This window comes from Oceanobacter kriegii DSM 6294, from assembly GCF_000422845.1.
GTDB lineage: Bacteria > Pseudomonadota > Gammaproteobacteria > Pseudomonadales > Oceanobacteraceae > Oceanobacter > Oceanobacter kriegii.
This window is the reverse complement of record NZ_AUGV01000004.1, coordinates 239950-264974: the sequence shown is the minus strand read 5'-3', so window position 1 is coordinate 264974 and position 25025 is coordinate 239950. Positions and strand designations below refer to the sequence as shown.

Sequence of the window (25025 nt, the reverse complement as noted above, 5' to 3'; positions counted from 1 at the left end):
GGGTTTTGATTAGAAAAGAGGAGAAGAGTAGCAGACCACAGATAGATCGCTGCTCTTCTCCGCTATCCTTATACGCGTTAGTCTAGAGGCTCCCCCTTGAGCTTCAACGGAGCGAACCATGGCTAACGAATCCCCGCAACAACGCCGCATCGACATCGTCAAGGTAGATTATCGCAACCCGCAGCATGGCCAGCAGCTGGTCGATCTGTTGGACGCTTACGCGCGTGATCCTATGGGCGGGGGGGAGCCGTTGTCGATAGAAGTACAACGTACATTGCCACAACGCCTGGCGGCCGTACCGTACGCACACAGCTGGATTGCCTACGTGGACGATCAGCCTGCCGGTTTGCTGAATGCCTTTCTGGCGTTTTCCACCTTCAAGGCCAAGCCGTTGATGAACATTCATGATATTGCGGTGAAGTCGGCGTTTCGTGGTTTGCAGTTGAGTCAGCAATTGCTGCAAGCGGCCGAGATGGAAGCCATTGAACTGGGCTGCTGCAAGGTGACGCTGGAGGTGCTTTCCGGTAATGAAGTCGCAAAGAATGCTTATCGTAAATTCGGTTTTGAAGGCTACGAGCTGGACCCGGAAAATGGTCACGCGCTGTTCTGGCAAAAGCATCTGGATTACACCAATTTGTAATCCAGGATGTGCGGAGCTTCCCAGGGCACCGGCCTGAGTGCGTGCCTTTTTAAAAAGGCGCTTGTTTAAAAAGGCGCTTGTTTAAAAAGGCAGAAGGCTGCCATCCCAAAACAACAACTTGCCGGACTGTTGTTCGGTCAGGTTTTCCATAATCGTCATCATGCGCTCGGCGGTTTGCTCTACGGAATAGAGCTTGCCCTCGGCAATGCCTTCCTGAAACGGCTTGCTCAGCGGTGTATCGGTCGTACCGGGATGAACCGCACAAACCCGAGCCGCCGGGTTCTTGCGACGCCATTCAATATCCAGATTACAAATCAGCATGTTCAATGCGGCTTTGGTCATTCGGTAGCTGTACCAGCCGCCAAGCCCGTTGTCTGAAATACTCCCCACCTTGGCCGACAGCGAGATCCAGCGAAACTCCGTCTTGCGGTTTATGTGGCTATGAAGGCTCTGCGCCAGATGGGCGTGGGTCACCAGATTGCTGCTCACCGATTGCATCAGCCAGTCGGCGTCAAATTCCCGAATCGATTTTTCAGGCCGGTGACTGTCGTCATGCAGCACACCGCTGCAATGGTACACCCGGTTGGGACAACCAACGGATTGCCATAAACCGGACAGCTGTTCGAGACAGCGTTTGTCCGATAGATCGACCGTCAGGTGCTGGTGGCTGGCTGCCATGCTGGCATCGGTCTGTGGTGTTTCACCGCGTGACAGGGTGATGATGTGGATATCGGGCATCACCGCCAGCGTGCGAAAAATCTGCTGACCAATGGCGCTGCTGGCACCGGCAATCACCACGGTAGTTGAGGCAGAATTCGGGGGCATAATGCGTGCTCCAGTGTGAAGGGGCTGGAGCCGAAATACAGCCCCTAAACCCGGTAGCGGCTGACCACAGCCTTCAGGTTAGCTGCACTATTGTCCATCGACAGGCTGGTATCATCCAGTGCTTGTGTGTGTTTGTCGGTATCTGAACTTAACGCACTCACATGGGTAATCAACGAACTCATCTCTTCAGACAAATTGGCCTGGCGGTTAGCAGCTTGCGAAATTAGCTGATTAAGGCGAGTGATGCTGTCGACGGCGGTTATCAGTCCTTGTAACGAAGCCATGCTCTGGCGCGATTGGTCAGCATTTTGACTGGCGTCTTCCGAATAGCGGCGCAGCTCGGTTGCCGAGGCGGCGGCTTCCTGTTGCAGCTGTTCGATTTCCGACTGAATACTCTCTGTGGCTTTCTGGGTACGATTGGCCAGTCCTCGTACTTCGTCTGCCACGACAGCGAAGCCACGTCCTTGCTCACCGGCCCGGGCCGCTTCAATAGCGGCATTGAGCGCCAGCAGATTGGTTTGCTCGGCAATTTCATTGATCAGCGAGACCACTTCGCTGATACCCCGGGTTTTGCCTGCGACCTCATTGGCACGCTCGGAAGCGGCTTGCAGGTTGGCCGACAGGGCATTCACGGCATCGGTCAGCGCCTGCACCTGTTGTACCCCTTGCTGGGCATCGTCGCGGGTGGCGCCTGCAGTCGCCGTACCGTCTTGAGCCGATTGCAGGGTGTCTCTGGCACATTGCAGCACCTCGTCCATGCGTTGCTGAACGTTGCCGACCAGTTGCAGTTGTTGGTTGCAGTTATTGCGGTTGTGGCTCACGGCATTGTTCAGCTGCTGGCTTTGTTGGGCAACGGCACTGGCTGACGTCGCCATGCGCTTAACGCTTTGCTGAAAGCTGTCCAGCATATGGTTGAAGGCCATCGCGGTTTCGCCTGCTTCGGTTGCAGGTTCGGCTTCCGCCCGGCGGGTCAGATCGCCAGTGGCGACGATTTCCTGCATGGTTTTCATGGTATCCAGCCAGACGGTGCGGGCACCGTGCTCGGCAACATTCAAACCGATCTCTTCGTGCTCTTTGCTGACGCGCAGATCGTGTAGTTGACGCAGTAACCAGAAACACACCAGCCCGGAGAAAAACGCCCAAAGAAACACGCTTACCACACCGCTTAGTTGCACCATCAGTTGCTCACCGCGGCTGTGGTTTAACACTTCCGGCTCGGCAAACAGTGCCAATGCCAGCGTGCCCCAGATGCCGCCGAAGCCGTGAACCGCAACTGCACCCACTGGGTCATCGAGTTTGGCGTAGTGCAGCAGGCAGTATTCCGCAACGAACACCACCACACCGCCAATCAAACCAATCCAGATGGCATTGTTGGGTTCTACAAAGGCACAACCGGCCGTAATGCCAACCAGACCGCCAAGGATGCCGTTAAGCGACCGCTCCACCGAGACAATGCCACGCCCTGTAAGCCACGACAGCAGCAGCGCGGTGATGCCACCCGCGGCACCGGCCAGCACGGTATTCAACACAATAATGGCAACACTGGCGTCAGCGGCGAGCGTGCTGCCACCGTTAAAACCAAACCATCCAAACCAGAGAATGAAGACGCCGACGGTAGAAATCAGCAAATTGTGGCCAGGAATATCCATCGGTTTACCATCGTCGTCAAAACGTCCACGCCGTGCGCCAAGGGCAATAATCCCGGCCAATGCCACCCAGCCTCCAACAGAATGCACCACGGTAGACCCGGCAAAGTCCATAAAGCCTTTGGCCTCAAGCCAGCCCGGCTGTCCTTCGGTCAGGGCGCTGCCCCAAATCCAGTGGCCAGACACCGGGTAAATAACAATGGAAATGGCGACGCTGATAATAATGTAGGCATTGAACTTCATGCGCTCGGCGACCGCACCGGCAACAATGGTGGCGGCCGTTCCGACAAACATGGATTGGAACAGGAAAAAGGCGTAATCCGCCGGGGTTGAGAGCAAGCCGCCCATCCACCCGTCACCGCCTAGCCAGCCGTTGACGCTGGGGCCAAACATCAGGGCAAAGCCAATCAACCAGAACGTCAGTACGGCAGTGGTGAAGTCGCTGATGTTTTTAATCGCCACGTTGTAGCTATTTTTGGCCCGCACCATGCCGGATTCCAGCATGGTGAAACCGGCCTGCATAAAGAACACCAGTCCCGCCGCGAGAATCACCCAGGTCATATCCAGCATTCCTTGCACGTCGCCGGCGACGATATGGGCCGGGTTGGCCGAGGCAATGCCGGGTATCAGGCTGCCAGCCAGTAGCAGGCTCAGAGCGCGAGGTAATTGACAGCGTTTGGAATAGGAATGATTTGCCATACGAATCCCGAGAGTACAGTAGTCCCTCAAGCCTAGTCGGGTTTCTCCCTGGTCCTGCTGGCCGCGACTGGATATTCCAAACTGATATGAGCAGCGCGTGATAACGCACTTTTATTCAGAGGGTTCTTTACTGACTCATTGAACGAACCTCTCCGCTTTAAAAAGCGCTGGGTCAGGCTCAGTACGGCGTCAATTTATTAGCTCGACTGGCGGCAATTCGCTGCCGCCAATTTGACAATCTCGCTGCGTCCAAAGTCTGTAATTCTTCTAACCCTTTGAAAAATATGAATAAAGTGATTCTGGCACAAAGGCTGCTGTGTTCTTACAAAAGCTGACGCAGTCCGTTGGCGGTGACGAATACGGGGCAGTGCCCCAGCGGGAGGAAGTATGGATAGAGCGCTCTACATTGCCATGTCAGGGGCTCGTCAAAACACCTTGGGGCAGGCATCCCATGCCAACAATTTGGCCAATGCCAGCACCACCGGGTTCCGTTCAGACTACAGCCAAAGCCGTGCCATGGGGGTATTTGGTGAACATTTTCCCACCCGTGCCTACGCCATGGTGGAAAGCCCGGCCAGTGATTTTCGTCAGGGGCCATTGATCGAAACCGGCCGCCGTATGGATGTCTCGATTGAGCATCAAGGCTGGTTCGCCGTTGTTGGCCCTGATGGTCAGGAAGCCTATACCCGCGCGGGTGATCTCAGTGTTGATCCCAACGGCCGTTTGCTGAATGGCCAGGGCGATCAGTTGATTGGTGACGGCGGCCCTGTGGTACTGCCGCCGTTTACCCAAATTGAAGTCAGCCGGGCGGGCATCATTACTATCCAGCCCGCAGGCGAGCAGCCGGTGGGTGTGGCAGAGCCGGTGCAGCTGAAGCTGGTGAACCCCGACCCCCAGGATCTGGAAAAAGGCGAAGATGGCCTGTTCCGGTTCCGCGAAGCGGGCGTTGGCCCAGCCGACTTTGACCCCAACATCTCGTTGGTGAACGGCTTTCTGGAAGGCAGCAACGTCAACGCGGTGTCCGAGTTAACCGATCTGATTGCGCTCAATCGTCAGTACGAAATGCAGGTGAAGCTGATGAAGCGCGTCGATGAAAACACCGCAGCAACCACCCAGTTGCTGCAAAGCCAATAACGTCAGGCCTGAGAGGTAATCTACCATGATGAATGCACTCTGGATCAGCAAGACCGGCCTTGAAGCTCAGGATCTGGCGCTGACCACCGTTTCCAATAACCTGGCCAACGTCGCCACCACCGGCTTCAAGAAAGACCGCCCGGTGTTTGAAGACCTGTTGTATCAGATTGACCGCCAGCCCGGGGCCAACAGCTCGGCCGACAGCCGCTTGCCATCGGGCCTGCAGTTGGGTACCGGTGTTCGTACTGCGGGCACCCAGAAGGTGTTTACCACCGGCTCGTTGGAACTGACCGACCAGACGCTGGATGTGGCGATTAACGGTCGCGGCTTTTTCCAGATCGCCATGCCGGACGGCAACATTGCCTACACCCGTGACGGTACGTTTCACCTCAATGACGAAGGGGTGATGGTGAATGTGAACGGCTATCCGTTGGAGCCACAAATCACCATTCCGGATCAGGCCAATGAAGTCATGATCAGTCGTGACGGCATTGTGCAAGCCTCTATTCAAGGGGACCCAACGCCGATTGATCTGGGCCAAATAGAAACCATCGACTTCATTAACCCGGCAGGCCTGCTGGCCACCGGTGGCAACCTGTTCCTGGAAACTGCGTCCAGTGGTGCACCGGTTGCCGGTATTCCCAGTGAGGATGGCTTCGGCACGCTGGAGCAGGGCGCTTTGGAAAACTCCAACGTCGAAGTGGTGGAAGAGCTGGTGAAGATGATCACGGTTCAGCGCGCCTACGAAATGAACTCGAAAGTGGTGTCTGCGGCGGATGAAATGTTGCAGTTCCTCAACCAGAACACCTGATAGAGCGGAGTAAGTTATGACGCCCGTTAGCCACCTCAACAGCACGTCTGACCAACAACCGGAAAGCGGCAAGGATCTGCCAGTCCAAACCGAATTTGCCGCTGCCGGTAAGCCTTTGCTGGTGTGTGCCATGTTGGCAGCGGTCGTCGGCTGTACCTCGGTGCCGATGGAACAGGATGTCGTCATGAACGACCCGGATTACGCGCCGGTATCGGCCGATACCTTGCAGCCACCACCAACGGCTTCGGGTTCCTTGTACCAGGCTGCGTATTCTAACGGCTTGTATCTGGATCAACAGGCTCGCCGGGTTGGCGACATCATTACGGTGATTTTTGAAGAGTCGTATCAGTCCAGTAAATCGGCTGAAACCAGCTCCGACAAGTCGTCCTCCAACAGCGTTGGTGCGGGCACTATTTTGGGAGTAACACCGGGCTGGAAGAACCTCAATCTGGGAGTCGAAACCAACAGCGACCGCACGTTTAGCGGCAGTGGTGAAGCCGATCGCTCCAACAGTTTGTCGGGTCAGATCAGTGTGTCGGTGGCAGAAGTTTTGCCCAACGGCATTCTGCGTATTCGTGGTGAAAAATGGCTGACCCTGTCTGAAGGGGATGAATACATTCGTATAGCGGGCCTGATTCGCCCGCAAGACATCACCCCGGACAACACGGTGTCGTCCAGCAAGGTTGCAGATGCGCGAATCTCCTTTGGAGGCCGTGGCAACCTGAACAACTCCACCAAGCAGGGCTGGGGCGACAAGATTCTGAACTCTCCCTGGTGGCCGTTTTGATGGTGGCCGTTTTGATGGTGGCCATTCTGATGGCGATCACCTACACCCGGTTACGCAACAACAAGCCTTTTCAACAGAGTTGGCTGGCCGCAGCACGTATGCTGGTTTTCAAGGCGAATGAGAGCTTTGAGGTAGTGACATGAAAAACGCAAGCGCCCGTATCATCATCAGCCACACTGGTAACAGCAGTGCCTGGGATCGGCTGTTGGCCAAAGGTCAGGCCTTGGTGTTATTGCTGATTGCTTCGGTGTTTCTCGCCCCTGTGGTGATGGCAGAACGCATCAAGGACATCACCAGCATTTCCGGTGTGCGCAGCAACCAACTGGTGGGCTACGGTCTGGTGGTGGGTCTGGATGGCACCGGTGACAAGGCGCCGTTCACCACCCAAACCTTCACCAATATGATGTCGCAGTTCGGCATTACCTTGCCGGAAGGCACCGACCCCAAACTCAAGAACGTCGCCGCCGTGTCGGTCACTGCTGAACTTCCGCCGTTTGCAAAACCTGGCCAGCGGGTCGACGTGACTGTTTCTTCTTTGGGCAATGCCGGCAGTCTGCGCGGCGGCCAGCTGTTGTTTACGCCATTACGCGGCGCAGACAATAACGTCTACGCCGTTGCCCAGGGGAATCTGGTGGTCGGAGGACTTGGGGTCGATGGCAATGATGGCTCCAGCGTTACCATCAATGTGCCCAGTGTGGGGCGTATTCCCAATGGCGCATCGGTAGAGCAGTCGGTGCCAAACAGTTTCGCCCGTGGCGACAGTCTGGTGTTTAACCTCGACCAGCCGGATTTCACCACCGCCCGTTACATGGTCGACAAGATCAATGATCTGCTGGGGCCGGGCACCGCCGAGGCGCTGGACGCTACTTCTGTCCGTGTCAGTGCCCCCCGTGATACCAGCCAGCGAGTTGCCTATCTTTCCATTATTGAAAACCTGGAAATTGAAACCGGTGAAGAGCGCGCCAAGGTCATCATCAATTCCCGCACCGGCACCATTGTGATGGGCCAGCACGTCAGAATCGACCCGGTTGCCGTTACCCACGGCAGCATGACGGTAACCATTAACGAAGATTTTCAGGTAGCCCAGCCCAATCCATTGGCGGACGGCGACACCGTGGTGGTACCCGAAACCAACATCGAAATTGACGACGGCGGCGAAAGCCGGATGTTCAAGTTCGGTCCGGGTGTGACATTGGATGACATCATCAAGGCGGTTAACGAAATTGGCGCTGCCCCCGGCGATTTAATGGCTATTCTTGAAGCCATGAAGCAAGCCGGGGCCCTGAAAGCCGAACTGATCGTAATATGAGAACAGACTATGACTGCCACCAAGGACATGACCCTGAGCCAGCTGGAAGCTGAATTTGAACACATCCGACTGATGTCGCTGGAGATTCAGTCGTTGATCAAGCAAGGCGTAAAAAAAGGCGTACAAGAGCGGTTGCAAGAACGCGATATACGCCTGCGCAGCTGGTTTGAGGCGATCAATGGCGTCATCAATCTGACCCAACACAATCAGACGGTGCTGGAGCAAATTCTGGCCGAAGAACGAGCGCTGGTCGCGCAGTTAAAATCCGAGCAGGGCAGTCTGGCCAGTCAAACCAAAAAACACACCCAGGTGCGCGCCTACCATGCGGTTGGCAAACACTGACTGCTGTAAACACTGACTGCTGTAAATAGTGACGCCGCTCTCTGCTTACACTCATTCCCCAATTTGCTGTCCAAATCCTGCCTTTGGCCGATAGGCTGCTCCACTAATTATTGTTAGCTTAAGAACCCTCTGAATAACTCGGTGCCCGCTCTGGATGACAGGGCGACGCTGAATCACGAAGCTGATTTGCAGGCCTGACGGGTCAAGTCAAAAATCAGCGACACAGAGTCATCAATGCCCTGTCATCCCCTTTGGGCGCTGCCTGCAGGCCGCCAGAACGGTGTTGGCGAATTTGGAAAGGGCCAGCCATTCCGCTGCATTCGCCGCCTTGTTCTGACAACCTGCAGGACTCGCGCACAGCTGTGCAGAGTTATTCAGAGGGTCCTTAATCCCTATCAATATACCTGCATGGAGAAGCCTGATGTCAGAACAGGACAAGATCAACGGCCTCAAGGTTCGTACCGAAGTCATGGGCGAAGCCTTTGTTCAGAAAGCCCAGGACAACACCATTCCTCTAACAGAACCGCTGCAAGACTGGATCAACGAACACGCCTGGGGCTCCACCTGGCAGCGTGACGGCGTGCTGCCGCGTAATGTCCGGTCGTTGGTTACCATCGCCATGCTGGCAGCCTTGCGAGCGCCAACCGAGCTGAAAGGCCATATCCGCGGCGCGTTAAACAACGGTTGTAGCCCAGCAGAAATCCGCGAGGTATTGCTCCATAGTCTGCCGTACTGCGGCGCACCGGCGGCGCAGGAGGCCTTTCGGGCTGCGGCCGAGATTCTGGGTGAAGAAACCTTCGACGACCAATAAGTAGACTCCGCCTCTCATAGCAACGATCAAAATTCCAGCAATCTGGCAAGCATCTTGCTGAATCAGGGTAAACCACCCTGATTTGGAGATGGCCATGACGGTCAGCAGTCAGATTTCCGGCACCCGCGCTCAAGCCAGCGACGTTTATACCGACCTTAATAGCCTGCAAGACATTCGCGCGCTGGGAAAGGACGATAAAAACGCCGCCTTGATGAAAGTCGCCCAGCAGTTCGAGTCCATGTTCATGAACATGATGATGAGCTCGATGCGGCAGGCCAATGCGGTGTTTACGGAAGACTCCATGTTCAGCTCCCCGGAGATGGATTTCTATCAGGGCATGTACGACAACCAGATGGCGCTGGAACTGACCGGCACCAGCAATGGCGGGGCTTCCGGGGCAGGTAAAAGCGTTGGTGGCACTGGGCTGGCGGATGTGATTTACCGTCAGCTGAAACAAAACTACGGCGATGTTGATGAACGGGATATCGCCATTGATCAAAGCACCTTGTGGGACCGCCGGGTCTCCTCCCAACCACTGAATCAGGCCATTGAGCAGGTCGACGAAGTGCTGCAACAGCAGGCTTTATCGGAGTCGCTTGCCGAGGCTGAATCGGTCACTGCTGAGTCACCTGTTTCCAGTCCACAATCACCTGCTTCCAGTCCGGAAATAGCATCTTCGGATAGCGCTGAAAGCACTGCCCTGGCCGCCACTGGCAGCGGCAGCAAAGGGCAGCAGTTTGCCACCCCGGAAGCATTCGTTGCCGCTTTGTATCCGCATGCTGAAGTTGTTGGCGCGGAGCTGGGTGTTGATCCACGCGCCATTGTGGCCCAGGCCGCGCTGGAAACCGGCTGGGGCAAACACATGATTGCCGATGACGCTGGTCGCAACAGCTTTAACTTCTTTGGCATCAAGGCCGACAGCCGCTGGCAGGGTGACTCGGTTGAGGTAATGACCCACGAATACCGCCAGGGCGTTCGGGTGAATGAGACCGCCAGCTTCCGTTCATACGCTTCGTTGGAAGACGGCCTGCGCGACTACGCCGACTTCCTGTCGGGCAACAGCCGTTATCAGGACGCCATCGGGCAGGGGCTGGGTGCTGACGACTACGGCCATGCCTTGCAACAGGCGGGCTACGCCACTGACCCTGAGTACGGCAACAAGATTGAACGCATTGCCCGCAGCGCTGCTATTCACGGTGCTGCCATTCACGGTGCTGCTGTAGAGACGGATAGCAAGTCGGTTGAACTGCCTCAGGCCGGTCAGGCACAGCCTCAGACTGATGTGAAAGAGGACTGAGGCCATGGCGGATATTCTCAATATTGCGGTATCGGGCCTCAAGGCCCATCAAACGGCACTGGCGGTAACCGGTAACAACATTTCCAACGCCACAACCGAGGGCTACAGTCGCCAGACCGTCAGCTTTGAAACCAGTAACAGCCAATACCTCAGCGGCAACTGGCAAGGCACCGGCGTCACACTGGAAACCGTGTCGCGGATTTACGACGAATACCTCACCGAACAGGTGTGGACGGATACCTCGGACTTCAATTACTACGAGACCCTGGCCAACTACGCAGGCCAGATCGATGGTCTATTGGCCGACTCGTCTACCGGCGTGCAGCCTGCCATGGAATCCATGTTCGAGGCGTTGCAGGCGGTGGTGGATGACCCCAGCTCGATATCGACTCGTGAAGTCTTGCTGTCAGAGGCAGAAGCCCTGACCGACCGCTTTTCGGTGGTTACCGACCAGTTGTACGCCATCAACGAAGTATTGAATGGACAAATAGAGGTGATGGCCGCTGATATCACCCAGTTGGCCAACACCATTGCCGAACTGAACGAAGACATCGCTTTTGCCGTAGGCACTTCCCAAGGTGAGCAGCCCAACAGCTTGCTGGACCAGCGCGACCAGCTGATTACCCAATTGTCCGAGCTGGTGGACGTGACCGTGGCGGATCAGGGCAACTCCCAGGTCAACGTGTACATCGGTGATGGCCAGCCACTGGTGATCGGCAATATCTACAACGAGGTCTATGCCAATGTCGGTGAGTCCGATCCAACCCGCTATGCGCTGTATCTGCAAAACAGCGATCAGGTAACAGAAGTGACCGATAACCTCACTGGTGGAACGCTGGGAGCATCGGTCGCTTTTCGTAATGAAATTCTCGACCCGGCGCTGAACTCGCTGGGCAAGCTGTCGCTGGTGATTGCCGAGCAGTTCAACGAACAGCAAGCGCTGGGGCTGGATTACAACGGCGACCTCGGCATCAGTTTTTTTCAGGACATCAACAGCGATACCGCGGTATCCCAACGAGTGTTTGGCTCCAATGAAAACGCCAACCCGGACGACCGTGAGGTGTCGGTTTACATTACCGATGCCGGCGCTCTGGGAACCTCTGATTACACCTTGTCTTTTAATGGCCCGACCGATTTCAACTACACCATCACCGACAACATGACGGGCGAACAGGTGGTGAAAGGGGCCTACGACGGCGACCTGCCCGCGGTGATTGAAATGGACGGTCTGGAAATTCGGCTGGAGGCAGGCAGCTTCCAGCAAGGCGACAGTTTCCAGATTATGCCTACTCGCAACGAAGCCACCAATATGGAGGTCGAGCTGCAACTGGCCGAGCAAATTGCCATGGCGTCCCCCATTATGACGGCGGCCTCCTATGGTAATCAGGGCGATGCTGAAATTACGGCGGGTGTTGTCAGCTCGCTGGATACCCATGCCTTTAACGACGATGGCGAACTGGAACCTGAGTTACTGATTCGTTTCACGTCGGCCACCACCTATGAGGTGCTGGATAATTCCGACCCGGCCAATCCCGTCGCGCTGGAGCCACCGATTTCGAACCAGAAATACGTGCCGGGTGTGGCCAATACCATCAACCTCGGGTCGACCACCCAGACCATTGCCACCAGCTATCTGGACGAGCTGCCCGTCGCGGCCACTTATCAGGCACCGTCGCCAGCCGCGGAAGTGACTCCGGGTAACGGCTTCAACAGCCAGATGTTTGCCATCAGCACCACCAACGCCGCGACCGGTGTGGTGACCGAGCAGCCGCAGCTGAATATCAGCGCCAATACCTCGGCCAAGGAGATTGCCGAGCAGTTGAGTTATTACAGCGGTGTCGAAGCCAGTGCCCAAACCACCTTGCAGCTGGCCAACTTCAACGACGATGACGACTTCCTCGGCATGGGCGTCAGCCTCAATGGCATTGAATTGACCGACACCTTGCCATACGGCCAAACCAAATACAGCGAAGACTACCCGGAAGAAGTCCCCAATCCGATGACGCCCGAATTCATTGCCGATCGCATCAACAGCAACCTGGAGTTGCAAGGCATGGGCATCACGGCGGTATCCGATGGCGAAGTGGTGACCATCACGGCCATCAACGGCGAAGACCTGACCATTGAAATCAGCGGTGACGCCACTGACACCGTGGATGTCAGCAACGGCCAGGACATTGCCCTGACCAGCACCGGCAACTCGCCGTACCGCGCTCTTAACGTCTACGAAGGCTTCGACTTTACCGAAGGCGGCCCTTACAGCTGGGAGTTCGAGGTGGAAGGACAGGGCACCTTCCAGATTGAACTGAGCGAAAACTACGCCACCGCCGACGACATGATTGCCGCCATCGAAGCCGCCATTGAAGAAACCGACTATCTCAGTAATGGCACTGTGGATGTGTCCATCGATGAACGCGGCGACATCAGCTTTCAATCGCGGCTGGAAATGAGTGGCACCGGTATTCACGGCTCAACCAAGGTGACGTTGGGTGGTCAGGTGACCATTACTGCTGATGAAGGCGTCAGCATCGAAAACGTTGGCCGCGGTAACAACCTGTTTGCCGCTGACCTTGGTTTTGTGTCCAGTGACATGGGCATCACGGTGGAAATCTCTGGCTCGGTGGTGGCGGGAGATGAATTCACCATTGGCAACAACACCGACGCCATTACCGACAGTCGCAACGGTGTCGCCATGCTGGCGTTCCAGTCGGCTGACCTGATCAACGGCACCAGCACGCTGACCGAATCCTACTCATCGCTGGTCGAGCAAGTGGGCTCGGTCACTGCCCGTGCCCAAAGCAACATGGAATCGGCCGAAGTGATTCTGGCTGCCTCTCGCGACGCCGTCAGCAGCATCAGCGGCGTGAACCTCGACGAAGAAGCGGCGGCCCTGATTCAGTACGAGCTGGCTTACAACGCCAACGCCCAGGTGATCCAGGTGGCGCGGGACATGTTCGATACCCTGATTTCGACCATCGGCTGATAGTCCGATCGTTTTAAAGAGGAAGCACCATGCGTGTATCAACCTTGCAAATTCACCGTAACGGGCTGGCCAATATGCTCAGCAATCAGGAAGCCCTGACCAAAACCCAACAGCAGGTGTCTTCTGGTGTGCGAGTGAATACGGCCGCCGACGATCCGATTGCCGCTGCCCGAATCCTGCAAATTGAGCAGCAGCTGGCCCTGACCGAACAGTTTGAAAACAACATGATTTCAGCCACCAACCGGCTGGAACTGGAAGAAAGCACGCTGTCGGCGGTGACCGACTATTACGACCGTTTGCGGGAGTTGACCGTGCAGGCGGGTAGTGGCGTGTTGGCCCAAACCGACCGCGAGGCCATCGCCGCAGAAGTTGAGCAAATTGAAGAGGCACTGGTGGAGCTGTTTAACACCAAAGATGCCACTGGCGAATACATTTTTGCCGGGTTCCAGGGGGGCGAAGCGCCTTTCGTACAAAATGCCAATGGCCGCTACAGTTACGAAGGTGACGACGGCCAGCGCTTTGTTGCCGTTGGCAGCTCGACCACGGTGGCTACTGGCGATTCCGGTATCGATCTGTTTGTTGATATTCCATCGGCAGCACCAACCTTCACCACCACTACCAGCCCACTCAATACGGGAACAACCAGTGTCAGCGCCGGATTCATTACCGACGACGAAGCCTTTGCCGAGTTCTACCCGGACGACATTGTGATTACGTTCAACGCCGACTCGGCGGTTGACCCGGCAGCGACTAACTATACCGTCACCCGGGCATCGGACGGCCGAGTCATCAACGGCTTGGAAAATCAGGTCTACGACGAAGGGGCCGAGCTGAACATCAACGGCGTTACCTTGCAAATCAGCGGCGTGCCCGAACCCGGCGATCAGGTGATTGCCGAGTCGACTCCCAAGCAAAGTATCACGGATACCATTTTCCGGTTTACCGAGGCATTAAACACGCTGACCAACGGCTCTGAGGATCAGGCGACTCTCGATAATCTGATTGAAGATACGCTCAACAACCTCGATGCCGCTCTGGCGGTGGTATCCAGCACCCAAAGTAAAATTGGTGCGCGTTTGAACACCATTGAAAACACCGAACTGATGACGGCGGACATGAAACTGGCCAATCAGGAGGCGCTGTCGGATTTGCGGGATGCTGACCTGGCCGAGGCGGTCAGCCGTATGACGTTGGAATCGACTTTGTTGGAAGCCGCACAGCAAAGCTACACAGTGATCAGTAACCTGAGCCTGTTTAACAAGCTGTAATCCGGCCAAAAATCGGGCCAGTTTTCCAATGAAAGGGTGGGTGGTTTTCCACCCATTTTAAGGGGAAAGCACCAAAAGAGTGAGATTGAATTACGGATGTAACTGTTTAACAGTGCATTCGTACCATTTTTCGCTAAAAGTACTTGCCGTATTACGACCAAAGTCAGACACTTGAAGACTTGGGACCCTCTGAATAACTCAGTGCCCGCTCTGGATGACAGGGCGAAGCTGAGTCACGAAGCTGATTTGCAGGCCTGACGGGTCAAGTCAAAAATCAGCGACACAGAGTCAGCAATGCCCTGCCATCCCCGCAGGGCGCGGCCTGCAGACCGCCAGAACGGTGTTGGCGAATTTGGAAAGGACCCGTCATTCCGCTGCATTCGCCGCCTTGTTCTGACAGACCGCAGTACTCGCGCAGAGCTGTGCAGAGTTATTCAGAGGGTCCCTTGATCATAAAATAATTCTAATAATAATCAGGAGTCTCCTATGAAGCTGGCTATTGCCGTGCTGACGTCGGTTATTGTCTCTCTGTGTGCCGCCACGGTACACGCTGATCCCATCCAGATTCGCTTTTCCCACACAGTGTCTGGCAAAGCGCCAAAGGGCCAGATGGCCAAACACTTCAAAAAACTGGTGGAAGAACGCCTGAAAGGGCGTGTGGAAGTCAAAATTTACCCCCGTTCACTGATGTACCTGGACTCCGAAGTGGTGTCTGCGTTGCAGGAAGGCAAGCTGGAACTGGCTGCCCCGGCATTGTCCAAGCTCAAGCGTCTGACGCCAAAACTGCAGGTGTTCGATCTGCCGTTCCTGTTCAAGGACATGGCCGCAGTAGACCGCTTCCAGAATTCCCCGCAGGGTAAGGCGCTGCTGCAGGCCACGGTTGACCAAGGTGTACTGGGCTTGGGCTACCTGCATAACGGCATGAAACAAATGTCGGCCAATGACCCGCTGCGGGTTCCGGAAGACGCCAATGGCAAACGTTTTCGCATCATGTCTTCTGAAGTGATCAAGGCGCAGTTTGAAGTGCTGGGTGCGGAAGGGGTGAAAGCCGCCTTCCCGGATGTCTTCAATATGCTGGCGCGTGGCAAGGTGAATGGTCAGGAAAACACCTGGTCGAACATTTACAGTGCCCACCTGCATCGCCACCAGAAGTACATCACCGAAAGCAACCACGGTTTGCTGGACTACATGGTGATTACCTCTGCGGAATTCTGGCAGAACCTGCCAGCGGACATTCGGGTTGAACTGGACCAGATCATGGCGGAAGCCATTGCCTTTGGTAATCAGGTGGCTGCGGCCAATAACGACGAGAATCGCCAGTCGGTGATTGACTTTGGCCACAGCGAAATTGTGACCCTGAGTGATCAGCAACGCGCCGCGTGGGAACTGGCGATGGCGCCGGTATGGCAACAGTTTGCCAATGAAATTGGCCCGGACCTGATTCTGGCAGCCAAGTCGTATAACCAGTAATCAGCCAGACCTGCATTAGCAACCCTTCTGAGATGCCCGGGACTGAAGACCCGGGGCATCTGCACCTCACAAACACCACAATCCGGTTGAACAATCCTGCCTGCAACGACTCTCTGAAGCGTGAACTCACTTCCAACCGGAGTCTGATATGGAAGGACTGGACCAGCTGGCCAGTTACATGGCGGAACTGAATCTGCCCACCTGGGCCATTGCCTCGGGTATCTCATTGGCGTCTTTGATGGTGTTTCTGGGACTGAAAACCCTGTTGCTGGCGCGTCTGGCAAAAGTCACCGATAAGACCAAATGGTTCTTTGATTCGCTGTTTATGCGGGCACTGGGTTTGCCATTAACCATTGTGATTATTGGTTTTCATCTGGTGGTGCTGGAACGCCTGTTCGAGCACTTTGACCTCAGCGGCAAGAACTTCGATTTGATTGCCAGCGTGATTGCCAAAATCCTGCTGGTGTTCGCCATTATCGTCTTTTTCGACCGGCTCTCGGTTGGCACGCTGGATCATTACACCCGTCGTTCGCCGATTTTGTACAACAGTCAGGGGTTGGCGCGGGGGCTGGTTCGAGGGCTCATATTTGGCCTTGGTTTATTGGTGCTGCTGGGGACGCTGGGTATTTCTGTCACCCCCATTATTGCCTCACTGGGGATCACCTCGTTGGCTGTTGCGCTGGCGTTACAACCGACGCTGGAAAACTTTTTCTCCGGGGTTCAACTGCTGGTCGACAAGCCGTTCAAGGTGGGTGACTTTATTCAGCTGGAATCCGGCGAAATGGGCTATGTGCAAAAAATCGGCTGGCGTTCGACCTGGGTGAAAATGCTGCAGAACAACACCGTGGTGCTGCCTAACAGCCGAATCTCGGAATCCAAGGTCCTGAACTACGACTACCCGGCGAAGGAACTGTCGGTGCTGGTGGAAGTAGGGGTGCACTACGACTCTGACCTGGAGCACGTTGAACAGGTAACCCTGGAGGTTGCCAGAGCCATTTTGAAAGACACCGACGGTGGCCAATCGGAGTTTGAACCCATGGTGATGTACCACACCTTTGGCGACTCCAGCATCAATTTCACCGTGGTGCTGCGGGCGCTGGAATACGCTGACAGCTTTGTACTGAAGTCGGAATTTGTGAAAAAGCTGCACCGTCGTTACGGCGAAGAGGGCATCACCATTCCGTATCCAATTCGGGCTCTGAACCTTTCTCAGGAGCAGGTGGATCTCGATACCTTGATGCAGTCCCGTAAGCCTTCAGCGGCTGCGGCTGCGGCTGAGTCTGAATCTGAATCTGGTGCCGAATCAAAGCCAGGGCCGATACCAGAGTCAAAATCAGAACCAAAACCAGAAGCCCTGAGCGACCGTCAGAAGCAGGCGATGGCGTATGCCAGTCAGCAACAGGACGTGGCCACAGAGAACGGTGATTCAGGTGGGGAGAGTAATGGCGACGGCAGTGGCTCGAATGGCCGTTAGGGGCTCTGGCTGATTACCAGGTTCTATTAAGTCATACAGCAGACACAAAAACGCCCGCTACATAGCGGGCGTTTTTGTCTGTTTCAGAAGACTCTGAAACCGGCTCTGTTACTTCTTGAACAGCTTTTGCAGTTCTTGCAGAGCCACCGGCCAGTATTCACGCAAGCTGGCAAATTCACGATCCAGCACTTCCATGTACTCATCGACATGTTCCACTGCATCGTGTTGTTCTGTCTGCTCGATACGAGCCAGACGATCTTTCAGATCAACCAAGCGGGCTTCCAGGTTGGCGATCTTGTTTTCCAGTTCAGCTTTGCTTTCGTACATGGACCTACTCCTTACAGACCCAGCGCCTGACTGCCGCCAATCAGCACCAGTGGGGCAATGAAGAACACCAGCAGAATGTAGCCGCCTGCGTACAGCTTGTTTTCAACCGCAGCGTCAGCCAGTTTTTCTGCAGCGAACAATGGAATATTACGCAAGAACGGGATGCTGTAAATAAATACCACAGACATCAGGTTAAAGGTCAGGTGCACCAGGGCCACTTGCAGGGCGAATACTGCGTTCGGGCCTGTTACCGCTGTGGCAGCCAGCAAGGCCGTTACCGTGGTACCAATGTTGGCGCCCAGGGTGAACGGGAAAATCTGACGCAGGGTGAACACACCGCTGCCGGCCAACGGCACGATCAGGCTGGTGGTGGTGGAGCTGGATTGAACCAGAACAGTAATCAGGGTGCCGGATGCAATGCCGGAAACCGGGCCACGACCAACGGCAGAGTGAAGGATTTCTTTCGCTTTACCCACCAGCAGGGCTTTCAGCAGCTTGCCGATCAGTGTGATGACGACAAAGATCAGGGCGATGCCCAGAACCACCATGACGATACCGCCAGCGGTGTCGCCCATCAGCGATTCGGAGTGGCCTTTAATAAAGCTCACCGGTGGCTTAACCAGTGGCTTGATGAAGTTCAGACCTTTCATCGACATGGAGTCAGCGCCCACCAGCATGGAGGATACCGACGCACCGATTTTTTCAAGGAAGCCGAACATGATTTCCAGCGGCAGGAAAATCATCACTGCCAGCAGGTTGAAGAAGTCATGCACAGTGGCCGCAGAGAATGCGCGGCGGAATTCAGCGCCCTGACGTACGTGGCCCAGGCTCACGATGGTGTTGGTGATGGTGGTGCCAATGTTGGCGCCCATGATCATCGGAATGGCAATTTGTACCGGCAGGCCACCGGCAACCAGACCAACAATGATCGAAGTAACCGTACTGGAGGATTGAATCAGGGCAGTAGCAACAGTACCGACAATCAAGCCAGTCAACGGGTTGCTGGCAAACTCAAACAATTCCTTGGCATGGTCGCCAGACGCCAATTTAAAACCACTACCAATGGTAGATACGGCGACCAGCAGCAAATACACCAGGCCGGCAATTTTCAGCCAGTTGATCCAGTTCGCCTTGGGTGTTTGCTCAACAGCGACGGACGCTGCAGTTGCTGTAGTTTCATTCATAACGAAATTACTCGTAGATTGAAGGTCTGAAATAAAGTGCGCGGATGGTCTCCGAGAAATATTACAGTTTTGTTACAGCGACAGCTTTGACTGTCATAAAGTCTTCATAAAACTGAAATATTTCAATTTTGGCTCTAATTTGAGCTTTTGTGATGAAGATCTCATCGGCAGCGCGATGGTACATAAACGTTGCCAAAACTGACAGTTCAGTTTCTTGTCATCACTCAATAGGTAGCCAATGAGCCGCGCTCTATTTTATTTCCAAGCTGGAATATGAGTGTTTCTGTTAAGAGCCGATGCTTTTATACTGTGTGGCGACACCTGACCAGCAACACCCACTTATCACTCGGACACTGCTATGGCTCGCTTTACCGGTACTGACGACTACATTGCCACTCCTGAACTTCAAATGGCTGTGAATGCCGCCATCACATTGCAAAAACCGCTGTTGCTTAAAGGTGAGCCTGGTACGGGCAAAACCATGCTGGCAGAGCAATTGGCCAGTGCGCTGGATACCGACCTGATTCAGTGGCACATCAAAAGCACCACCCGCGCTCACCAGGGCTTGTATGAGTACGATGCGGTATCACGCCTGCGAGACTCTCAGCTGGGTGTGGAAGGCGTAAACGACATCAGCAATTACATCAATAAGGGCAAACTCTGGCAGGCCTTTGAGGCTGATAAGCCGGTGGTACTGCTGATTGATGAAATTGACAAGGCCGACATCGAGTTCCCCAACGACCTGTTGCTGGAGCTCGACAAGATGGAGTTCTTTGTTTACGAAACCAGCGAACGGGTGGTGGCCAGGCATCGTCCCATCATTCTGATTACCAGTAACAACGAAAAAGAGCTGCCGGATGCGTTCCTGCGTCGTTGCTTCTTCCATTACATCGATTTTCCGGACCGCGATACCCTGCAAAAAATCGTCGACGTGCATTTCGATAACATCAAGCAGGAACTGGTCAGTGCCGCGCTGGAGGTCTTCTTCGATCTGCGCAAAGTGCCGGGCCTGAAGAAAAAGCCGTCCACCTCGGAAATGATCGATTGGCTGAAACTGCTGATGGCCGATGACATTGGTCTGGACGCCTTGCAGGGTAAAAAGGGCACCGACGCCATTCCACCGTTGCATGGCGCTCTGATCAAAAATGAACAAGACGTTATGCTGCTGGAAAAACTGGCCTTTATGAGTCGTCGTCGCGGTTAACGCCGGGGCTTGTTGCTATGTTGATTGATTTCTTTCAAATCGTCCGCGCTGCCGGTGTGCCGGTCTCTATCCGGGAATATCTGGATTTGATCAATGCCCTCAAGCAAAACCTGGCGTTCGCGGATCAGGAACAGTTCTATCAGTTAACCCGGGTGTGTCTGGTCAAGGATGAGAAATACTTCGACCGTTTTGACCGTGCGTTCGCCGCTTACTTTGCCGGCCTTGAAAGCTGGCAGGGCAAGCTCGAAGAACTGAACCTGCCGGAAGACTGGCTGCGCAAGGAAGTAGAGAAAATTCTGTCGGAGGCTGAAAAAGCCGAGATAGAAGGATTGGGCAGCCTTGAGAAAATCATGGAAGCCTTGCGCGAGCGGCTGGAAAATCAGACCAAGCGCCATCAGGGCGGCAGCAAAAACATTGGTACCGGAGGCACTTCACCCTTTGGGGCTCATGGCTACAATCCCGAAGGCATTCGTATTGAGCAGGGCCATAGCCGCCATAAAAAGGCGGTGAAGGTGTGGGAACAGCGCAATTACCGCAACCTCGACGACAACGTCGAACTGGGCATTCGTAATATCAAGGTGGCGCTGCGACGTTTGCGGCAGTTTGCCCGCCAGGGCGCTGCGGATCAGCTCGACCTGGATGACACCATTCGCTCTACCGCCCGCAATGCCGGATATCTGGATTTGAAGCTGGTGCCTGAGCGCCACAATGCCGTCAAGGTGCTGTTGTTTTTCGACATTGGCGGTTCGATGGATGAACACGTCAAAGCCTGTGAGGAGCTGTTCTCGGCTGCACGGGCGGAGTTCAAGCACATGGAGTGCTTCTACTTTCATAATTGCTTGTACGAGTTTGTCTGGAAGGACAACCACCGCCGCTATCAGGAACGCCTCAACACCTGGGACGTGCTGCATAAATACGGCCCCGATTACAAAATCATCTTTGTGGGGGACGCCACCATGGCACCCTACGAAGTGACTCATGTTGGTGGCAGTGTTGAGCACTACAACGAGGAGGCGGGTGCCGTGTGGTTACAGCGCGTGACCGACCAGTTCCCCCACGTCGCCTGGCTGAACCCGACACCGCACCATTGGTGGGGGCCGGGTGGGTCATTGGGCATGATTCGCCAGCTGATGGAAGACCGTATGTATCCGCTGACGGTCGACGGCCTTACCCAGGCCATTCGTGAGTTACAGCGCTAGCTTTGAATAACCCGCCGCGCTTTGAGAAAACGCTGCCGCTTTGTCATCTTCATTGAGCGCGACACATGCCGTCGGATTGCTTTGACGGCATTGTCAGGTGTCTGGCCGATTAAAAAACAGTCAGTCATTAATTCTGAAACAGTTCACGGTTCCTGTGGTCGCAACTGGATAGTATCGAATTGTCCGTGCCTTTTCGTAAGGCAATCTCTACCCGTTTGCAGCAGCGATGCAAGTGATGTCAGGAGGTGACCGATGGAATTGATGCAAATGAGTCAGGAAGAAGTTTTCAAGCTGACGTGCCAGGCGCTCGCCCGTGAGTTGCAGCAAGTGCACGAGGTTCTCGATGTGGTGCATGGCCCGCTGGAGCAGCAGCTGCATCAACTGGACCATGAATTCGAAGAGATTCTGCACGATACCGAAAGCCATGTGCCTCATTGGCAAAAAGCCAATGCCAAGGCGCAGCAGACACGCGCTCGGTTGAACGATCTGGCGCACCAGTTGAACTGAAGCAGTCAGCTGCTCATTTCAACAGCTAAAGAAAAACAAAAGGCGCAACAGAGAACTGTTGCGCCTTTTGTTTAGGGGCGGTTTTAAGAGTGATCGGTTTTCGGCGTGATTCGTTTTCAGCTGTAGATCAGATCACTTGGCGTCAGCTTTGCGCTGAGCTTCCTTGAAAGCCTTCTTTTCCGCCCGACGCTTCTGAATCACGTCCTGCAAGTCGTTACCCAGGTGGTCTTCACCACGCTCCCGTGCCAATTGCATCTGCTGTTCGCGCTGGCGGAAACGCTCACGCTGTTCTTCGGAGTATTCGTCGATGCAATGATGACAGCTGATGCCCTGAGCGTAGTGCTCGGATTGCTTGTCTTCTTCGGTAATCGGGCGACGACAGGCGTGGCACTGGTCGTATTCGCCTTTTTCCAGCTTGTGGTTAACGGTCACCCGGTTGTCAAACACAAAGCATTCGCCTTCCCACAGGGTTTCTTCTTCCGGAACTTCTTCCAGGTATTTCAGAATGCCGCCCTCGAGGTGGTAGACCTCGTCGAAGCCCTGTTCTTTCAGGTACGCGGTGGATTTTTCACAACGGATACCGCCGGTACAGAACATGGCGACTTTCTTGTTCTTCTGCGGATCAAGGTTTTCCTTCACGTACTGTGGAAACTCACGGAAGGTTTTGGTGTTCGGGTCGATGGCGCCCTTGAACGTGCCAATGCCCACTTCGTAATCGTTGCGGGTATCCACCAGTACCACATCCGGGTCTGAAATCAGCGCGTTCCAGTCTTTCGGCTTAACGTAGGTGCCTACGACGCGCTTTGGATCAATGCCTTCCACGCCCATGGTGACGATCTCTTTCTTCAGCTTGACCTTGGTGCGGTAGAACGGCTGTTCGTCGTCGTAGGATTCCTTGTAGCCGATATCGGCCAGGCGCTCGTCCTTGCGCAAGTAGTCCAGCAAACCGTCGATGCCTGCGCGGGTACCGGCAACGGTGCCATTGATGCCTTCGTTAGCCAGCAACAAGGTGCCTTTAACGTCGAGCGCCAGCATGGTATCCAGCAGTGGTTGGCGCAGCGCTTCAAAATTGTCCAGTGTGACAAATTTGTACATGGCGCAAACAACGATTTGTTCGCGCTGTGCAGCAGACGGATTAGCGGTATTTTGAGTCATATTTCCTCGCTTTCCCGGAACGTAAAACCGGTGCGTTTGATGGTAGTGGGTTGATACAGGTCAAAAGAGGGCGCGGAGTATACAAAAACCACTGCAAAACCCCAAACCGGGCTCATCGCCGAAAAATACAGAGCAGTAAAACGCCGCTATCGGTTGCGGCAGACAGAGATTGGCGGGTAAGGACTGAGGGGTGGAAAGTAGCGAAAGTGGGCAAAGCAGCGAAAGTGGGCAAAGCGGCTACGGATAGAGCAGAGAACAAGAAGGCCAACGCACCGGTTGATGCGTTGGCGCTACTGGTCAGAATCCGTTGATCAGAACTCGCAGTTATTGTTGTTCAGCACGTACTGCGGCAGCTCATCTTCGGCCGGAATTGGCGTTGGAACGCCCTCGTCATCAATGGATACAAATTTGAACAGGGCTTCGGTCACTTTTTCACGGTGACCAATACGGCCACGACGGACCCAGGCTTCCACATGGATTTGCATCGAGGTGCGACCGACCTGGGCAACTTCGGTGTAGACCCCCAGAATGTCACCCACTTTAACCGCGCGAATGAAGCTCATGCTGTCGACAGCCACGGTGACAACTCGGCCCTGGGCGCGTTGGCCGGCGCAAATTCCGGCAGCAATGTCCATTTGGGACAGTACCCAGCCGCCGAAAATATCTCCGGCCGGGTTGGTATCGCTGGGCATGGCAATGGTGCGGGTGGTCAGACGGCCGCGGGTGGTTTCGTTCATAGATTTTCTCGGTCTGGTTGCTCTCGGTGAGATCGCTCTCGGAGAGGCTGCTCTCAGTGTGTGCTCAAGATAGATCGCCGGATATTGGTTTCCGGTTGGGTGCGACAGTAGCGGGAAAACCTGCCTGTCGCGTTTGGCGCAATATAACCCAATCTTTCGGGGCCAGCTATCGGAACGGCTGTTCATTCAGGGGCGGTTCAATGCCTGATAGAAACCCGGGTGCCGTTCAGGAGTTCCAGAAATCGCGGTTGCGCAGCCGAAAACCGTGGCTGTCGCACTCGTAATGCACCAGCTCGAGTCCCTGCGGGGTGATGGCTTTGGTTGGCAAACCGGGCAATTGGGACAGCGGCTCGCGCATCACCGACGCCGGGGTTTTGTCGGCCAAAAAGCGCGACACCGTGACGTGGCTTCCCCAGGGCATGGCACTGCGAATACTGCGTTTATTGGCGCTCGATACCAACTGGTCGGCCAGCTGCCAAAAATGCTGGTTGGCTTTGCTGGCAGCAATCAGAGTGTTGCTGTTGTAGAGCCATTCGGTGAAGGTAATCTGGATGCGCTCGGTGAGCGACTGGCCAAGGGCAAGCCCTTCTTCAAAGAACCAGCTGCTGAATTGCAGCTCGCTTTTGCTGGCTTCGTGATCTGTTAAATCGTGCAGCTTGGGACCGACGGCAACCGTCGTGTACAGCGCCTCGGGGGCGTAGGTCAGGGCGGGGATAGTGCTGGCGACGGCCAGGCTGGCCTGGTGCAGTCGCTCGGTTAGCTCCGGCGGGTATTTCAACACCACCAGCATGCCGGCCTCGAACGGCCGATCGGCACCGGTTAACTGCAACTCCTGCTGCGCCATGGGGTGCTTGAATGCGTTCAGATAAATACTCTGCTGTTTTTCAAACAATGTATCCAGACTGCTGTGCATACCTGTCCCTCGCGCTGATCTCGTCCTGAGTGGAGTGGTGGTCGTTTATGTTTGATGTTCGACCTTGGTCGAATAAATCATCGGACGGGATGGTACTTTTGTACAGACTTAAAAAGCAGCAACTTGCATAAAAATTGGCCTGAATCACAACATAACGACCGTAAGGGAATGACAAATCCGCCAGTGGCGGGTGGATTGGCGGGGGATTGGCGGGGGATTGGGGTGGATTAGAAAGTAGCTGCGAATCAGTCGCTACTGAGCCAACTAACAGTCATCGCCAATCGCAGAGTATTCTGGCCATCA

At 55.0% G+C, this 25025-nt stretch carries 22 protein-coding genes; 15 read left to right on the top strand and 7 right to left on the bottom strand.

The window, feature by feature from the left end; translation table 11 throughout:
- The first annotated feature begins 118 nt into the window (after positions 1-118).
- On the top strand, positions 119-640 hold the full coding sequence (locus tag G516_RS0104075) for a GNAT family N-acetyltransferase (protein WP_036534341.1): 522 nt from the start codon (positions 119-121) through the stop codon (positions 638-640).
- 81 nt (positions 641-721) lie between these two features.
- Here the strand turns inward: G516_RS0104075 and G516_RS0104070 are convergent, their stop codons facing one another.
- Together G516_RS0104070 and amt are read right to left on the bottom strand one after the other, a co-directional pair.
- Complete coding sequence (locus G516_RS0104070; protein WP_036534338.1) at positions 722-1465, bottom strand: SDR family NAD(P)-dependent oxidoreductase; 744 nt, start codon at positions 1463-1465, stop codon at positions 722-724.
- 44 nt (positions 1466-1509) lie between these two features.
- Positions 1510-3810, bottom strand: a complete 2301-nt coding sequence (amt, locus tag G516_RS23710) for an ammonium transporter (RefSeq protein WP_084644853.1) — start codon at positions 3808-3810, stop codon at positions 1510-1512.
- Positions 3811-4197: 387 nt separating this feature from the next.
- Here amt and G516_RS0104060 point away from each other — a divergent pair, with 387 nt between their 5' ends.
- The 11 genes from G516_RS0104060 (at position 4198) to G516_RS20960 (ending at position 17496) form a co-directional block, all read left to right on the top strand.
- Positions 4198-4944, top strand: a complete 747-nt coding sequence (locus G516_RS0104060; protein WP_028292581.1) for a flagellar basal body rod protein FlgF — start codon at positions 4198-4200, stop codon at positions 4942-4944.
- Between the two features lie 25 nt (positions 4945-4969).
- A complete protein-coding gene (gene flgG, locus G516_RS0104055) occupies positions 4970-5755 on the top strand; it encodes a flagellar basal-body rod protein FlgG (RefSeq protein ID WP_028292580.1) in 786 nt (261 codons plus the stop codon).
- A 16-nt stretch (positions 5756-5771) separates the two neighbouring features.
- The gene (flgH, locus tag G516_RS0104050) at positions 5772-6542 is read left to right on the top strand and encodes a flagellar basal body L-ring protein FlgH (protein ID WP_245582604.1); all 771 of its coding nucleotides are present in this window, start codon (positions 5772-5774) and stop codon (positions 6540-6542) included.
- A 268-nt stretch (positions 6543-6810) separates the two neighbouring features.
- Positions 6811-7851, top strand: coding sequence for a flagellar basal body P-ring protein FlgI (locus G516_RS0104040; RefSeq protein WP_245582613.1), 1041 nt, complete (start codon positions 6811-6813; stop codon positions 7849-7851).
- A gap of 9 nt (positions 7852-7860) precedes the next feature.
- A complete protein-coding gene (locus G516_RS0104035; RefSeq protein WP_028292577.1) occupies positions 7861-8193 on the top strand; it encodes a hypothetical protein in 333 nt (110 codons plus the stop codon).
- 421 nt (positions 8194-8614) lie between these two features.
- Entirely contained in the window at positions 8615-9004 is a 390-nt protein-coding gene (locus G516_RS0104030) for a carboxymuconolactone decarboxylase family protein (RefSeq protein ID WP_028292576.1), read from the top strand.
- A 94-nt stretch (positions 9005-9098) separates the two neighbouring features.
- Complete coding sequence (gene flgJ / locus G516_RS20965) at positions 9099-10301, top strand: flagellar assembly peptidoglycan hydrolase FlgJ (RefSeq protein ID WP_169449491.1); 1203 nt, start codon at positions 9099-9101, stop codon at positions 10299-10301.
- A gap of 4 nt (positions 10302-10305) precedes the next feature.
- Positions 10306-13284 (top strand): flagellar hook-associated protein FlgK, encoded by a 2979-nt coding sequence (gene flgK / locus G516_RS0104020; RefSeq protein WP_028292575.1) that lies wholly within the window; start codon positions 10306-10308, stop codon positions 13282-13284.
- Between the two features lie 29 nt (positions 13285-13313).
- On the top strand, positions 13314-14552 hold the full coding sequence (flgL, locus tag G516_RS0104015; protein ID WP_028292574.1) for a flagellar hook-associated protein FlgL: 1239 nt from the start codon (positions 13314-13316) through the stop codon (positions 14550-14552).
- 486 nt (positions 14553-15038) lie between these two features.
- Positions 15039-16022, top strand: coding sequence for a DctP family TRAP transporter solute-binding subunit (locus G516_RS0104010; RefSeq protein WP_028292573.1), 984 nt, complete (start codon positions 15039-15041; stop codon positions 16020-16022).
- 148 nt (positions 16023-16170) lie between these two features.
- Entirely contained in the window at positions 16171-17496 is a 1326-nt protein-coding gene (locus G516_RS20960) for a mechanosensitive ion channel family protein (RefSeq protein WP_211225053.1), read from the top strand.
- 108 nt (positions 17497-17604) lie between these two features.
- On the opposite strand, the gene G516_RS0104000 is transcribed toward G516_RS20960, so the two are convergent.
- Entirely contained in the window at positions 17605-17823 is a 219-nt protein-coding gene (locus tag G516_RS0104000; RefSeq protein WP_028292572.1) for a hypothetical protein, read from the bottom strand.
- An 11-nt stretch (positions 17824-17834) separates the two neighbouring features.
- On the bottom strand, positions 17835-19007 hold the full coding sequence (locus G516_RS0103995) for a Na/Pi symporter (RefSeq protein ID WP_028292571.1): 1173 nt from the start codon (positions 19005-19007) through the stop codon (positions 17835-17837).
- A gap of 358 nt (positions 19008-19365) precedes the next feature.
- Here G516_RS0103995 and G516_RS0103985 point away from each other — a divergent pair, with 358 nt between their 5' ends.
- The 3 genes from G516_RS0103985 to G516_RS0103975 all read left to right on the top strand — a co-directional run bounded on the left by G516_RS0103985 (position 19366) and on the right by G516_RS0103975 (position 21917).
- Complete coding sequence (locus tag G516_RS0103985; protein WP_028292570.1) at positions 19366-20211, top strand: AAA family ATPase; 846 nt, start codon at positions 19366-19368, stop codon at positions 20209-20211.
- A gap of 17 nt (positions 20212-20228) precedes the next feature.
- Positions 20229-21410, top strand: a complete 1182-nt coding sequence (locus G516_RS0103980) for a vWA domain-containing protein (protein ID WP_028292569.1) — start codon at positions 20229-20231, stop codon at positions 21408-21410.
- Between the two features lie 252 nt (positions 21411-21662).
- On the top strand, positions 21663-21917 hold the full coding sequence (locus tag G516_RS0103975) for a hypothetical protein (RefSeq protein ID WP_028292568.1): 255 nt from the start codon (positions 21663-21665) through the stop codon (positions 21915-21917).
- A gap of 132 nt (positions 21918-22049) precedes the next feature.
- Here the strand turns inward: G516_RS0103975 and trhO are convergent, their stop codons facing one another.
- The 3 genes from trhO to G516_RS0103955 all read right to left on the bottom strand — a co-directional run bounded on the left by trhO (position 22050) and on the right by G516_RS0103955 (position 24722).
- Positions 22050-23072, bottom strand: coding sequence for an oxygen-dependent tRNA uridine(34) hydroxylase TrhO (trhO, locus tag G516_RS0103970; protein WP_051218915.1), 1023 nt, complete (start codon positions 23070-23072; stop codon positions 22050-22052).
- Between the two features lie 311 nt (positions 23073-23383).
- Positions 23384-23809, bottom strand: coding sequence for an acyl-CoA thioesterase (locus G516_RS0103960; RefSeq protein WP_028292565.1), 426 nt, complete (start codon positions 23807-23809; stop codon positions 23384-23386).
- A 226-nt stretch (positions 23810-24035) separates the two neighbouring features.
- Positions 24036-24722: a hypothetical protein gene (locus tag G516_RS0103955; protein WP_028292564.1), complete on the bottom strand. Its 687-nt coding sequence runs from the start codon at positions 24720-24722 to the stop codon at positions 24036-24038.
- Positions 24723-25025 lie beyond the last annotated feature (303 nt).